Origin of the sequence: Nostoc sp. (genome assembly GCF_041747015.1) — a bacterium.
Lineage (GTDB): Bacteria > Cyanobacteriota > Cyanobacteriia > Cyanobacteriales > Nostocaceae > Nostoc.
Window position 1 is genome coordinate 1 of the sequence record NZ_JBGTFY010000276.1, and the last position, 12,671, is coordinate 12,671.

The 12,671-nt window shown below is 41.9% G+C and carries 14 protein-coding genes and 3 pseudogenes; 4 read left to right on the forward strand and 13 right to left on the reverse strand.

Annotated elements, in window-relative coordinates:
- The 11 genes and pseudogenes from ACEW80_RS22785 to ACEW80_RS22835 all read right to left on the reverse strand — a co-directional run.
- The coding region (locus tag ACEW80_RS22785; RefSeq protein WP_373528776.1) for a ThiF family adenylyltransferase at positions 1 to 289 on the reverse strand (289 nt) is incomplete at its 3' end.
- Positions 290 to 299: 10 nt separating this feature from the next.
- Positions 300 to 617, reverse strand: a complete 318-nt coding sequence (nifW, locus tag ACEW80_RS22790; protein ID WP_373528777.1) for a nitrogenase-stabilizing/protective protein NifW — start codon at positions 615 to 617, stop codon at positions 300 to 302.
- Positions 614 to 814, reverse strand: a complete 201-nt coding sequence (locus ACEW80_RS22795; RefSeq protein ID WP_373528778.1) for a CCE_0567 family metalloprotein — start codon at positions 812 to 814, stop codon at positions 614 to 616. Before ACEW80_RS22795 ends, nifW begins: the two co-directional genes overlap by 4 nt.
- A 63-nt stretch (positions 815 to 877) precedes the next feature.
- A complete protein-coding gene (locus tag ACEW80_RS22800) occupies positions 878 to 1,354 on the reverse strand; it encodes a NifX-associated nitrogen fixation protein (RefSeq protein ID WP_373528779.1) in 477 nt (158 codons plus the stop codon).
- Positions 1,351 to 1,764 (reverse strand): nitrogen fixation protein NifX, encoded by a 414-nt coding sequence (nifX, locus tag ACEW80_RS22805; RefSeq protein WP_373528780.1) that lies wholly within the window; start codon positions 1,762 to 1,764, stop codon positions 1,351 to 1,353. Before nifX ends, ACEW80_RS22800 begins: the two co-directional genes overlap by 4 nt.
- Positions 1,765 to 1,813: 49 nt before the next feature.
- Positions 1,814 to 3,151, reverse strand: coding sequence for a nitrogenase iron-molybdenum cofactor biosynthesis protein NifN (gene nifN, locus ACEW80_RS22810; RefSeq protein WP_373528781.1), 1,338 nt, complete (start codon positions 3,149 to 3,151; stop codon positions 1,814 to 1,816).
- Positions 3,151 to 3,309 carry a hypothetical protein gene (locus ACEW80_RS22815; protein WP_373528782.1) on the reverse strand — a complete coding sequence of 53 codons (159 nt, stop codon included), beginning with the start codon at positions 3,307 to 3,309 and terminating at the stop codon, positions 3,151 to 3,153. The genes nifN and ACEW80_RS22815 overlap by 1 nt, the downstream gene beginning before the upstream one ends.
- Positions 3,309 to 4,718 (reverse strand): nitrogenase iron-molybdenum cofactor biosynthesis protein NifE, encoded by a 1,410-nt coding sequence (gene nifE, locus ACEW80_RS22820; RefSeq protein WP_373528783.1) that lies wholly within the window; start codon positions 4,716 to 4,718, stop codon positions 3,309 to 3,311. Before nifE ends, ACEW80_RS22815 begins: the two co-directional genes overlap by 1 nt.
- A 122-nt stretch (positions 4,719 to 4,840) precedes the next feature.
- Complete coding sequence (locus ACEW80_RS22825; protein WP_373528784.1) at positions 4,841 to 5,182, reverse strand: Mo-dependent nitrogenase C-terminal domain-containing protein; 342 nt, start codon at positions 5,180 to 5,182, stop codon at positions 4,841 to 4,843.
- A 217-nt stretch (positions 5,183 to 5,399) separates the two neighbouring features.
- On the reverse strand, positions 5,400 to 6,935 hold the full coding sequence (gene nifK, locus ACEW80_RS22830) for a nitrogenase molybdenum-iron protein subunit beta (RefSeq protein ID WP_373528785.1): 1,536 nt from the start codon (positions 6,933 to 6,935) through the stop codon (positions 5,400 to 5,402).
- 197 nt (positions 6,936 to 7,132) lie between these two features.
- Positions 7,133 to 7,321: pseudogene (locus ACEW80_RS22835) on the reverse strand (hypothetical protein); the annotation flags it as partial.
- 163 nt (positions 7,322 to 7,484) lie between these two features.
- Between ACEW80_RS22835 and ACEW80_RS22840 the strand changes: the two are divergent.
- Positions 7,485 to 8,831 (forward strand): annotated as a pseudogene (locus tag ACEW80_RS22840) (site-specific integrase); the annotation flags it as partial.
- 205 nt (positions 8,832 to 9,036) lie between these two features.
- On the opposite strand, the gene ACEW80_RS22845 reads toward ACEW80_RS22840, so the two are convergent.
- On the reverse strand, positions 9,037 to 9,576 hold the full coding sequence (locus ACEW80_RS22845) for a DUF2267 domain-containing protein (protein ID WP_373528786.1): 540 nt from the start codon (positions 9,574 to 9,576) through the stop codon (positions 9,037 to 9,039).
- A 239-nt stretch (positions 9,577 to 9,815) separates the two neighbouring features.
- Between ACEW80_RS22845 and ACEW80_RS22850 the strand changes: the two genes are divergently transcribed.
- The 3 genes and pseudogenes from ACEW80_RS22850 to ACEW80_RS22860 all read left to right on the forward strand — a co-directional run bounded on the left by ACEW80_RS22850 (position 9,816) and on the right by ACEW80_RS22860 (position 11,522).
- Positions 9,816 to 10,613: a dienelactone hydrolase family protein gene (locus tag ACEW80_RS22850; protein ID WP_373528787.1), complete on the forward strand. Its 798-nt coding sequence runs from the start codon at positions 9,816 to 9,818 to the stop codon at positions 10,611 to 10,613.
- Positions 10,614 to 10,780: 167 nt separating this feature from the next.
- A pseudogene (locus ACEW80_RS22855) lies at positions 10,781 to 11,196 on the forward strand (XisH family protein).
- Positions 11,184 to 11,522 carry a XisI protein gene (locus ACEW80_RS22860; protein ID WP_373528788.1) on the forward strand — a complete coding sequence of 113 codons (339 nt, stop codon included), beginning with the start codon at positions 11,184 to 11,186 and terminating at the stop codon, positions 11,520 to 11,522. Before ACEW80_RS22855 ends, ACEW80_RS22860 begins: the two are co-directional and overlap by 13 nt.
- Positions 11,523 to 11,542: 20 nt before the next feature.
- Here ACEW80_RS22860 and ACEW80_RS22865 read toward each other — a convergent pair.
- The coding region (locus tag ACEW80_RS22865; protein WP_373528789.1) for a sensor histidine kinase at positions 11,543 to 12,671 on the reverse strand (1,129 nt) is incomplete at its 5' end.

The window sequence follows — 12,671 nt, forward strand, 5'->3', positions numbered from 1 at the left end:
TCGCATCCAGAGTTTCTTTAGCTTTGAATACCCTTGGCTTACCTACCCAATCATCAGTCATAAGAACCTGACGATTCATATCATCTAGCCGCAAGTCACCACCCCGGACTAAGATTAGCCGCCCAACGCCCGCTACTGCTAGGTAAAGAGCCGCCGTACCGCCTAATCCCCCCACACCTGTAACCAGAACTGTCGCTGACTTCAGGCGATTCTGTGCTGTTTCGCCAAAATTAGGAAGCATCATTTGGCGACGATAGCGTTCTAATTCGGTAGGCGTTAGGTTAACCAATTTATACCTCCTAATCAGAAGTGATTTCTGTCAGTGTGACTACATTTTTCGGCTTGTCGTTAAACACTTTGAACAGCTTTTGTTCGTGGGGTGTTGATTCGATAAATACTTGATAGGCTTTTTGCAAAGCCAAAGAATATTGATTTAATTTCTCTTCTTGACTCAAGTCAGGAGAATTATCATCAATTTCCTTCATGTATTGAGAAAACTTTTTGAGAATATGTAAACGATTTACATTTACAACTTCTAAATCGTAGGATAGGTTAAAGAATTGAAAAAATTCTTCTGCATCTATAAGCTGCTTGAATTGATCAATAGTTCCAGTCATTTAGCATTCTCCATTTTTTTTAGATGTTGCTTAAGTTCATCTAACTGGCGATAGATTTCATAAGTTGCGGCTGCAACATCCATAAGTTGTTTGTAATCTGTTGGTAGCCCTTCAGCTAAATCATGCAGATCCATTTTCATTTGACCAGCTTTGCTGTTAAGCCGTCTGATTTGTCCTTGTAGTTCTTCAATTGTCATTTGTCATTTGTCCTTCGTCATTTGTCTTTTACTAATGACCAATGACCAATGACTAATGACTAATTAAATATTGCCAACTTCAGGAAATCGCTTCGCCAAATCAATACCTTTTTTGACGTAGTTTTCTCCCTCTTCTGCTAATTTTTCCAGCGAGTCAAAGCCAAAGCGTTGAGCATCTCGCAAGGTTTTCACAGCTAGCAAAAGACGACCAGAAAAAACTAGCGCCCAGCCAAATCCTTCATGACTTAAATCAACTACAACCTGGGATATCAAACTTGTTTCCTGTTCAATGCCAGCAGCTACAGCCCGAAAAAATGCCATAATCCGAGCTTGAGTTACTGGATCAACTTCGCCCTCAACGGAGATTTCCCGTTTCTTTTGTTTGGTGACAATAAAGGGTTTGAGAATCAAATCATCCGACCAATTACGATAAACTCCATAACTGTCTTGACCACGGATTTGTTTAATTAATACCTTAAGAAAAGGTGAGTTCAAGACTTCAGTTGTAGCAGTTCCGTTAACACTATTATTTGTGGTCATACTGTTGCTTCATTTTCAACTTCATCGGCAAAGTTTGTAGATTTTGGCTGTAAAGCTTTACGCAACCAAGGTGGAGGATTACCTTTGAGGGTTTTTACTAGCTTATTTAGCACTTCGCTAATTTCTTCTTCTTCCGATCGCGCCTTAACTGGAGTGACACCTTTCTTAATTAACCGAGCAGCTGCACTACCACCAATTGCTGTTACATAAATAATCGTACAGTCGCCTATTGCCTCAAGTTTTGGGTTGATTTTATCTTCATTCCCATCTTCTTTGAGTTCGCCTTCAAAATTCAGGGTTTCTACGAAGTGATATCCTTCATTAGAAATTTCGTAAACATCAATCATTTTTGCCCATCCGAAGTGAGCATTAATATGAACTCGGTCACTCGTCGTAAAGGCAATTTTCATCGTAATTCTCCTCTCTAAAATTTTGAATTTTGAATTTACAAGAAAGAATTCAAAACTCTGCGCTCACAATTCCTAACTCTTGGAACTGCTTAACTCTCGCTTCTTCTGCTTCTAAAAACAGGTTGCCAATGCCAAACACAAGTTCCATCGTGCCTCGATAGCCAACTTTGGTAAACTGACCATTACCTAAGCGATCATAAATGGGCAATCCTAGACGATAAAGAGGAATTGATAGCCGTTTTGCGATCGCACCAACATTGGAGTTACCAATTAGCAAATCAGAACCGTCTGCTAAACTCTCAAAGTCTTCCAAATCGCCGATAGTGATGCTCTTAACCGGGAGTTTTTCTAGTAAGTGCGATCGCGTGGTTGTCACCGCCGCATGAATTTGCGCTCCCATCGATTGCAAAAAATGCACTGTTGACCACAGCAAATCTGGTTCCAGCGCTAGGGAAACTCGTTTTGCACCGAAGTAAAAATGAGTATCCAGCATCGCATCTTGCAACTGACGACGTTGGCGGCGGTATTTTTCGGGTACGCTGTTACTACTCAAAATCGCCAATGCTTGGATAAACTCATCTACCGGTTCTAATCCAGTCAGTTCGCCAAACACCTCATAAGGTGTACCAAACCGTTCTTTCAGAATCTTCGCAGCATCCCGCATACTTTCACCCAATGCCAAGGTGAAAGCAGAACTACCTACTTCTCGTAGCTGTTTTAAGGTAGTTCCACTGACTGTAACCGCACTATAATTATCCTCTAAATGTCCATCTAGAGAAGCGCCAAGATCAGGTACAAAAATCGGTATTAACCCAAAGGCTGTAACCATCTCTTTGATTTCCTGTACATCTCCAGGTGTGAAGGCAGAACCCGCCAAAATCGTCACTTGTTCAGTTCTGAGTCCACCCGCGCGAGGAATTTCCTTAACTATGCTTTCCACAGCAACAGCAAAGCCATCTTGCAACGCACCTTTAAAATCTGGGGTAGGCGCAAAAACGATCGCTAAATCATTCAATTCAGGATGGCGATCGCGGATTTCTTTAAGAAAACCCTCAATGTCATCTCCTCTAGTTTCCGTCAACCCAGTACTACATAAACCAATAATTTCCGGGTTAGCCTTTTCTACCAAAGTGAGAATTGCTTGCTCCACATTATCTTCACCACCCAAGATAGTAGTAACTTCCGTCATCGCTGTCGTAGCTAGGGGAATCGCTTCCCGGAAATGTCGCACTAGGACAACTTTAGCGAAAGCAGTACAACCTTGAGAACCGTGAAATAAAGGCATCGTCCCTTTCAATCCCAAAAAGGCTAAGGTTGCACCCAAAGCTTGACTTTGCTTGAGGGGATTAACAGTCAGTGCTTTGTTAGAAACGGTGACGATCGCCATTAAACTACCTCCTCATTCCACAGGGCAGACTTTCTCGTTCCCTGGCTCCGCCGGGGAATGCTAACAGTGAGGCTCCGCCTCATCTGCTTTAAAAAGAAGGCAGAGCCTTCAGGAATGCGTTCCCAGCCTGAGTCTAGGAACGAGGGTATAAGAGCCATTAAGCTACCTCCTCAGACGCTCTAAGACTCGCTAACGCTTCGCTATCCCAAGGCGCGGGTTTGCGTATTTGCTCCCAAATGGGGCTATACAAAGCTTCGTACAGTTCCCGCGCCATCTCAATCATCCCCACATAACCTGCATAAGGATGGTGACGTTCTTGGTTGATATCCAAGAAAGGAATTCGAGCTTTCAAAGCGGTGTATTGGTTACGACCACCAGCAATCAGCATATCTGCGCGAGTGTCTTTAACCACTTGTAGCAATTCCTGAGCGTTGCCCTTCTCCAACATAATGCCATCGTTGCCGAGCAACTTCTTGATTTTGGCTTTATCTTCCTCAGTACTTTTGCGAGTACTGGTAGCAACAACTTCAATCCCCAAGTCCTTAGCAGCCGAGATAATCGACCAACTCTTGACACCACCTGTATACAGAACAACCCGCTTCCCTTTGAGTCGAGCGCGATAGGGAGCCAGTGCCAAATCTAGAGCAGCCGTTTCTTCTGCAATCAGCTTTTCTGTGCGCTCCTGTAAATCAGCGTCACCTAATTTAGCAGCGATATTTCGCAGACAATGATTCATATCATCGATGCCGTAGAAAGACTCTTCAATGTAGGGAATGTTGTAACGTTCCTCCATCTTTCTCGCCATGTTCAGCAACGCTCGTGAGCAGATCATCACGTTGAGTTTGGCGCGGTGGGCGTAGCGAATTTCATTGTAGCGAGCATCGCCCGTAATTTTAGACAAAATACGACTGCCTAATTTTTCTAACAGTGGTGTTACTCCCCACATTTCCCCGGCGATATTGTATTCACCGATTAAGTTAATATCATAGGGTGTTGTATGTTCCGGTTCTGCTGTGCCGACAACATATTCTAACAAAGCTTCACCACCAAAACGGTTGCCCAGATTTTTACTACCAATGAATCCCGGAGCAATTACCGGGATTACTGGAGTACCAATTTTCTCAGCAGCAGCTTTGCAGACAGCATCAATATCATCACCAATTAAGGCAGTGACGCAAGTGGCGTAAACAAATACTGCTGCTGGTTGGTAGCGCTCTTTGAGTTCCAGAATCGCTTTGTAGAGCTTCTTTTCGCCACCGAAGATCACATCATTTTCACCCAAGTCAGTAGTAAAGCCCATTTTGTAGAGTTGAGGGCCAGAGGAGAGACTACCACGACTACCCCAGGAATTACCAGCACAAGCGATCGGCCCGTGGACTAAATGCGCTGCATCTGCGATCGGTACTAGGGCAATCATTGCACCATCAAAGGCACAGCCCCCTTGAGCCGCGCCAGGTTGTGCCTGTTGAGCGCAGGATTTGTTTTTCTTTTCGGATTGTTTGTGCTGATTATGCTCGCATCCTGGCTCAGTGAGCAGTTCGTTGATTTTGCCTTGGGTGATTTTCATGTCTCTTCTCGTACTGAATTGTTAATTGTCCTTTGTCATTTGAATCGACTATTGTACAGACGCGATTAATCGCGTCTCTACTAATGACCAATGACCAATGACCAATGACTAATGACTAATGACTAACAAATGTATTCTGTGACATCCTCTCCACATACATCAGCGAGGTAAGATAGAGCACGAAAACGCAATCCTACAAATTCGTCATATAAAGGATTGAGTTTACACAGTGGTGGGATATCAATAGACCGTCCAAATAATTTAAATTGTCGCTCAAAAGGACAACAACAAGGAATTGTTTGGCAAATTAGATGAGCGATGCGATTATTTTTAACCTGAATTCCATCCACCATACGGCGCAAAGGATTGAGAAGATTGTTGAACTTCCCTGGTTTTTTATAGTTAGGTGGATGGTAATTAGGATGAGTGTGAGTGTGTTCGTGAGTATGATTGATAGTTTCCATTTCTTTAATACCTCAGGTAAATGCTAGAAAGAAAAAGGTGAAAATAATTCATAATTACGAATTACGAATTATTTTCCGCCCTTGATTAATACCATTTCACGAAAACCTTGATACACATAGATTTCTCGTAGGGGCATGGCATTGCCATGCCCCTACCAACGTATTTGTATCATTATTAAAGTGAAATGGTATAACACGCAGTACGTCTAGGCAATTCCTAACGAATCAAGTCGTAGGAAATATCTGTCTTAGAAGGAGTGTTGGTGTTGCGATCAATTTCTTCAAACAGGGTATTTACAGTCCAGTTGAGGAGGTTGATTATACCTTGATAACCAATGGTGGCGTAACGGTGTAAGTGGTGACGATCCATGATGGGGTAGCCAATTCTCACTAAGGGAGTCTTGGTGTCGCGCCACAGGTACTTACCGTAGGTGTTACCAACAAGGAAATCTACGGGTTCGGTGAACATCAAAGAACGCATGTGCCACAGGTCTTTACCAGGCCAAACAGTTGCATTCCTACCGAAGGGGCTAGAAGCAAGCAGTTCTTTCATTTCTGCTTCAAATACTTCGTTGCTGTTGTGAACCAAGATATGCACAGGTTCAGCACCCATTTCTAGCATAAAGCCAACTACGCAGTATACTAAATCTGGTTCACCGTAGATCGCGAAGCGCTTGCCGTGAATCCATGAATGGGAGTCAGTCATGGCATCAACTGCACGACCGCGTTCGATTTCCAATTCTTGAGGAATTGGTATACCACTTAGTTCGCTGAGTTTCATCAAGAACTCATCAGTACCCTTAATACCCCAAGGACGGCAAACTGCGGTTGGTTGCTTCCACTCTTTTTCGATGTATTCGCGGGTTTTGAGGGTAGAGTGTGATTGCAGAGCGATCGTAGCTATAGCATTAATTGAATCTGCTGCATCTTCTAGCTTTGTAGCAGTTGGATACATATCGAACTCACCTGTGTTTGGTGAATCCAGGTAGTCGCTGTTGTCAGCTAGAAGGGTGTAGTCTAAGCCGAACAAGGAAGCAATCCGCTTGATTTCGCGGTTGTTCCCTACGTAGGTGTCAAAACCTGGGATGAAGTTGATCTTACCATTGCTGGTTTCTTTCTTATGACCTGCTGTCAGGTTAGAAAGAATTCCCTTCATCATGTTGTCATAACCAGTGATGTGGGAGCCAACAAAGCTAGGGGTGTGAGCGTAGGGTACTGGGAAATCTTGAGGAACTGAACCAGCTTCCTTGGCGTTGTTGATGAAAGACTGCAAGTCATCACCAATTACTTCTGCCATACAGGTGGTGCAGACAGCAATCATCTTGGGCTTGTAGAGTTGGTAAGAGTTCGCCAAACCGTCAATCATGTTTTGCAGACCACCAAACACGGCTGCATCTTCAGTCATTGAAGAAGACACACCAGAGAATGGTTCTTTGTAGTGGCGGGTTAAGTGGCTGCGGAAGTAAGCAACGCAACCTTGAGAACCTTGAACAAAAGGTAGAGTACCTTCAAAACCAACAGCAGCAAAGATTGCTCCTAATGGTTGGCAGGCTTTAGCAGGGTTAACGGTTAAAGCTTCACGAGCGAAGTTTTTTTCACGATAATCCCAACTTTTCGTCCATTCTGAAACCCGTTCTACTTCTTCGCCTTCGTGACCATTTTCAAACTGCTTTTTGTTTTCAAATAGCTGTTGGTACTCCGGTTGGTGGAATAACTCTACGTGGTCTTGAATTTTTTCTGGATTCTGAGGCATTTTTGGATCTCCAAGCTTACTGAATTCTTTACTTATTGAGGAATGAGGATTTGAGGCGGGAGTGGGAATATGATTCAAAATTCAAAATGCAAAAACCAAAATTAATTTTCATTTTTAATTTTGAATTTTGGATTCCCAACTCCCCTCTGGGGTTTTAGCCCCAGGCTATCCCTACTTAGTCTCTCTCTCCCATTTCCCTAAACGGCGGCGGTAGCCTGAGCTTCAGCCTTCTTAGCCTGAGCTTCAGCCTTCTTAGCCTGAGCTTTTTCATTCCAAGGAGCGCCAATTAATCCCCAGGTTGGGCTGTTGAGTGCCAAGTCCATGTCACGTGCAAAAATGGCGAAACCATCGTAACCGTGATAAGGGCCGGAGTAATCCTTTCTATGGTTTAATTCTTTTCAATAGCCTAATGTTTGCAGTAAACAGTGTCAGCGATAAACATTGTTCGCTGATAGCACATTTATTTTTAGACTAAATATAGGCTAAAAAACAGCGATGCCTAATCAGGTTCAGGACTTACCCATCATCTAAATGTTGTCCTAAGCTAGATCCATTTTTTGCTCATCTCTGCAAGCACAGCAGCAAAAAGAACATATGAGAACGAAAGTACTACTAGAATTAGAGAAAGTTAATCTGCGTTTGAAGTCTGCAAAGGCAAAGGTGACAATTAGGGAATCGAATGGAAGTCTGCAATTACGGGCGACGTTACCAATTAAACCGGGAGACAAAGATACAAATGGTACTGGGAGAAAGCAATACAATCTCAGTTTGAATATTCCTTCTAACTTAGATGGACTCAAGACGGCTGAGGAAGAAGCTTATGAATTAGGGAAGTTAATTGCTCGTAAAAATTTTGAATGGAATGATAAATATTTAGGTAATGAGGCAATTAAAAAAGAATTTAAAACTATAGGAGAATTACTCGAACAATTTAAAGAAGAGTATTTTAAAACTCACAAACGCACAACCAAAAGCGAACATACTTTTTTTTATTACTTTTCCCGAACTAAACGATTCACTAATGCCAAAGATTTAGCGATCGCCCAAAATCTAATCACTTCAATTGAGCAAATTGATAAGGAATGGGCTAAGTATAATGCAGCCAGAGCGATCGCTGCATTTTGTGTGACATTCAAAATTGAAATTGATTTATCTAAATATTCCAAAATGCCTGAGAATAATTCCAGGAATATACCGACGGATGCGGAAATATCTCAGGGGTTTATTAAGTTTGAAGATTATCTTAATAACAGAGGTAATCAAGTTAATGAAAATGTTCAATATAGCTGGCAACTTTGGCGCTGGACTTATGGAATGTTAGCAGTTTTTGGTTTACGTCCACGGGAACTTTTTATTAATCCTGATGTTGATTGGTGGTTGAGTCAAGAAAATTTAGATTTGACATGGAAAGTCCATAAGGATTGTAAGACTGGGGAAAGAGAAGCATTACCATTATATAGACAATGGATTGATGATTTTGATTTGAGAAATCCTAAATATTTAGAGATGTTAAAGGGTGCGATCGCTAAAAAAGATAACACTAATCATGCTGAGATAACGGCATTAACACAGCGAGTTAGTTGGTGGTTTCGTAAGATAGGATTGGATTTTAAACCCTATGATTTACGTCACGCTTGGGCAATTCGGGCGCATATTTTGGGAATCCCAATTAAAGCTGCGGCTGATAATTTAGGGCATAGTGTGCAAGTTCACACGCAAACTTATCAGCGTTGGTTCTCGCTAGATATGCGGAAGTTGGCAATTAATCAGGCTTTGAGTAAGAGGAATGAAGTTGAGTTGATTAGGGAGGAGAATGCAAATTTGAGGATGGAGAATGAACAGTTGAAGTTGGAGATTGAGAAGTTGAGGATGGAGATGGTTTATAAGCGGAGTTAAATTTAATCATATACGTGAAAGAGGTGTTCATGCAGGTTTAACAGCCTACATCCAAGAAATTGAGCAACACTTGATTCCAATTATTTTGTCTGAGTAAAAATTAAGATAATTATGAGTGCGATCGCTCTTTTAAATTGATAGTTACGAATTAATAAAAAGCCTGTTTGTAATATCATCTACAAACAGACTTGACTTCTAGCTTTAATTAAGCCTGTTCCCAAAGCTGACGGATACGATCAGGAAGCCAGCCAGCAATTTCCTGAATTCGCTCTTGGGAAAGTTCCTCTTTAGTGGCAGAAAACACCGCTTTAATTGCCTGCTCCACCTCAATTGTTCCTGGGAGTCCTCCTTCATTAGCAACCCGCCTCAGAAATAAATTGGAATCAATTCCAAGGGGGGCTGGCCCTGTTAAAGGTTTACGAATCCGGCTCAAAAATCCCACGAGCGGATTAGTGTCTTTCCAGAGATCAGAGACTTCAAACTGGAGTGCTTTTTCATCCGTAGACATAGCTTCTGTATGCAGTTCGGACTCGACGCGATCGCTGGCTTCTGTGGTCATTAAGTCGCGCATAACGCGAAACACGACTTCGGTAAAGTCTCTTGCGTCATAAGGATCTGCAAATCCGGCTTTAACCATCACCTTTTCTAAAAACGAGCCATGTTCGTCGGCGATCGCAGCTCGAGTATCTTCAATCTCTGTTGGGTCTATTTCTGGAATGTTATTTCTAAATGATTGATCGGGCATTGTTTTTTTGTGGTTATTAATTTTGAGTCTTTATGCTTACTCTATGTAAGATCGCACAAATCGAAAACCCTTAGCATTATACATAAGTTTGAGATGCCATCTATTCAAAAGTTAGAAATTTGACGGATAAACGGAGATATTTGGCATCAACACCCGCAAGTTAGTCGTGTAGCGATCGCTCATCTGTGTCAAAAAACAGTCAGAATAGATGAGTTGGTATAAAATCAGCCGAAACAAAGATGGTAGAAACAACAGACATCGAAATTAACACTTCCTATGTCAAAGTTCCTAACAATGACTTACAAATCGATGCTTACTTAGCCCAACCAGCACAAAAGGGAACCTTTGGCGCGGTTATAGTTTTTCCAGAAATCTTTGGAGTCAACAGGAATATTCGAGATATCACCGAACTAATCGCTAAGCAAGGTTATGTAGCAATAGCACCCGCGTTGTATCAACGTCTTGCTCCTGGTTTTGGGGTTGAGTATAGCCAAGAATATGCTGGGTTTAGCCCAGAAGGTTATCAGATCGGCTTGCAATACTATCAACAAGTAAAGTATCAAGAAATTTTAAGCGATATTCAAGCTACAATTACGTACCTGAAGACTTTACCCAATGTCAAAGATAACGCAATTGGTGCCATTGGTTTCTGTTTTGGCGGTCATGTTGCTTATATGGCTGCAACCTTACCCAATATCAAAGCAACAGCTTCATTCTACGGTGGTGGAATTACGACTGCTAGTTATGGTGAAGACACTCCAACCATTAATCGCACCTCGGAAATTAAAGGTACTATCTATGCGTTCTTTGGTACAAGAGATGAATTAGTCTCGCAAGAGGAAAACGAGCAAATTGAAGCAGAATTAAAGAAACATAAGATAAATCATCGTGTATTCCGATACGATGCCGGACATGGATTCTTCCACGGATTCTTCAAAGATCAGTACCCATTCATCACCCAGAACCCAAGTTACAACCCCGAAGCTGCTCCTGATGCTTGGAAACATATTCTAGAACTGTTTCAAAACAATTTGTAAAACTCGATCATGTAAATGAGGTTGCGCGTAGCAAGATCCTGTTCGCGTAGCGTCTCCGACAGGAGAAGAGCACGACAAACGATTTCGTATCTACAAATTCTGCTGTTTAAGTGTGATGCAGGATAGAATTTAGGCAAAGGCTTTATCCTTCTAGTTAGCCGTCCGCGATGTCTGCAAGAGATACATTTCATCAACTGGTCAGAACTGCTCTTGAGAATGAACGGTGGGTAATTACTCATGATCCTTACCACATTGATTTGGGGTTTGTTGATTTTTACATCGACTTGGGTGCAGAACCGTTGCTAGCAGCGACAAAGGACGATCAAAAGATCCAGTTGAGATCAAAACATTTTTGGCAGCCTCAACGATTTCTGAGTTTCATACTGCAATTGGACAATTTATTAACTACCGCATTGCATTAGAAGATGACGATCTAGAACGGCGGCTGTATTTAGCAGTTCCCCTCGACGTTTATAAGCGATTTTTCAAGTATCCATTTATTCAAACGGTCATTAGGCGTAACCAAATTCCGATTTTGGTATACGACACAGAAAAACAGGAGATTGCACAATGGATAAGCTAAATTTGTATCGCCAACTAATTCAGAGATTATTGACAGCGCGCGCAAAGTTGCGTTCTGGGAGTGATCCAATAGAAAGTCAAACTATTTTTGATACTACAGAAGACCACTATCAGCTTGTACACCTGGGATGGAAGGATAGCAATACCAGGATTTACGGTTGTGTGCTGCACGTAGATATTAAGGATGAAAAAATTTGGGTGCAACATGACGGAACAGAAGAGGCGATTGCAGATCAACTCGTGAGTCTAGGAGTGCCTAAGCAAGATATTGTGATAGCATATCATGCACCTCATGTCAGGCAGTATACAGAGTTTGCTGTAGGGTAACTTAATTATCTCAAACAACTTTATGAACCTTTCTTTAGCCGCAGAGGAATCTGAATGATAAACTCGGTTCCTTCTCCCAAAGTTGAGAAGCACTCTAGTTTACCGCCGTGTTTTTCTGTGATAATTTGATAGCTGATAGACATACCCATTCCCGTTCCTTTGCCAACGGGTTTGGTGGTGAAAAATGGATCGAATATTCGTTGCTGAAACTCTTGGGAAATCCCGACTCCATTATCAGCGATCGCCACTTCTAACAATGTTGAATTAATTACCGATGTGCGAATCTTAATTTGACTGGGATTGTTCTCAATTTCTTGATAGGTACGTTTAGCATTTCTTTCCTCTAACGCATCAATTGCATTCACTAAAATATTCATAAACACTTGGTTGAGTTGTCCGGCATAGCATTCTACTAGGGGTACATTGCCGTAGTTTTTAATCACCTGAATTTCAGGTTGTTCTGGTTTAGCTTTAAAGCGGTGTTGCAAAATCATCAGAGTACTGTCGATGCCCTCATGAATATTAACGGCTTTCAACTCTGCTTCGTCCATGCGGGAAAAACTCCGCAGCGATAGTACAATTTGGCGAATGCGATCAGTACCCACTTTCATGGAAGTCAACATTTTTGGCAAGTCTTCCTGCAAAAACTCTAGCTCTATTTCTTCAGCAGCAGCTTGAATTTCAATAGCAGGATTAGAATCATGTTCCTGATACAATTGCACAAACGCTAATAAATTCTGGGTATATTCCTGCACATAGTCGAGGTTGCCATGAATAAAGTTGACAGGATTATTAATTTCGTGGGCAATTCCAGCAACTAATTGTCCCAAACTAGACATTTTTTCACTTTGAATAACTTGAGATTGAGTGCGCTGCAATTCCTCCAAAGCATTTTTGAGTTCAGTAGTGCGCTCTTCTACTCTGTCTTCTAGTTCTTCCTTGTTTTTCTCCAGGGCAGTAAACGATTCACGCAGTTGTCCTGCCATGTGGTTAAAAGAGTTGGACAAAGTATTAAGTTCTCGAATGCTGCTAGTTTCTACTGTTTGATCTAAATTGCCAGATGCGATCGCTTCACTTGCCGAATTTAGACGCAAAATTTGGTGAGCAATCCAATGAGAGGTGAACACGCCCATTATCGAAGCAACAACC

What these genes read in the sequence shown, in the direction of transcription:
- nifW (WP_373528777.1), bottom strand. Translation starts at nt 617, where the DNA reads ATGACTGGAACTATTGATCAATTCAAGCAGCTTATAGATGCAGAAGAA.
- nifK (WP_373528785.1), bottom strand. Translation starts at nt 6,935, where the DNA reads ATGCCTCAGAATCCAGAAAAAATTCAAGACCACGTAGAGTTATTCCAC.
- ACEW80_RS22850 (WP_373528787.1), top strand. Translation starts at nt 9,816, where the DNA reads ATGGTAGAAACAACAGACATCGAAATTAACACTTCCTATGTCAAAGTT.
- ACEW80_RS22845 (WP_373528786.1), bottom strand. Translation starts at nt 9,576, where the DNA reads ATGCCCGATCAATCATTTAGAAATAACATTCCAGAAATAGACCCAACA.
- nifX (WP_373528780.1), bottom strand. Translation starts at nt 1,764, where the DNA reads ATGAAAATTGCCTTTACGACGAGTGACCGAGTTCATATTAATGCTCAC.
- nifN (WP_373528781.1), bottom strand. Translation starts at nt 3,151, where the DNA reads ATGGCGATCGTCACCGTTTCTAACAAAGCACTGACTGTTAATCCCCTC.
- ACEW80_RS22800 (WP_373528779.1), bottom strand. Translation starts at nt 1,354, where the DNA reads ATGACCACAAATAATAGTGTTAACGGAACTGCTACAACTGAAGTCTTG.
- ACEW80_RS22860 (WP_373528788.1), top strand. Translation starts at nt 11,184, where the DNA reads ATGGATAAGCTAAATTTGTATCGCCAACTAATTCAGAGATTATTGACA.
- nifE (WP_373528783.1), bottom strand. Translation starts at nt 4,718, where the DNA reads ATGAAAATCACCCAAGGCAAAATCAACGAACTGCTCACTGAGCCAGGA.
- ACEW80_RS22825 (WP_373528784.1), bottom strand. Translation starts at nt 5,182, where the DNA reads ATGGAAACTATCAATCATACTCACGAACACACTCACACTCATCCTAAT.
- ACEW80_RS22815 (WP_373528782.1), bottom strand. Translation starts at nt 3,309, where the DNA reads ATGGCTCTTATACCCTCGTTCCTAGACTCAGGCTGGGAACGCATTCCT.
- ACEW80_RS22795 (WP_373528778.1), bottom strand. Translation starts at nt 814, where the DNA reads ATGACAATTGAAGAACTACAAGGACAAATCAGACGGCTTAACAGCAAA.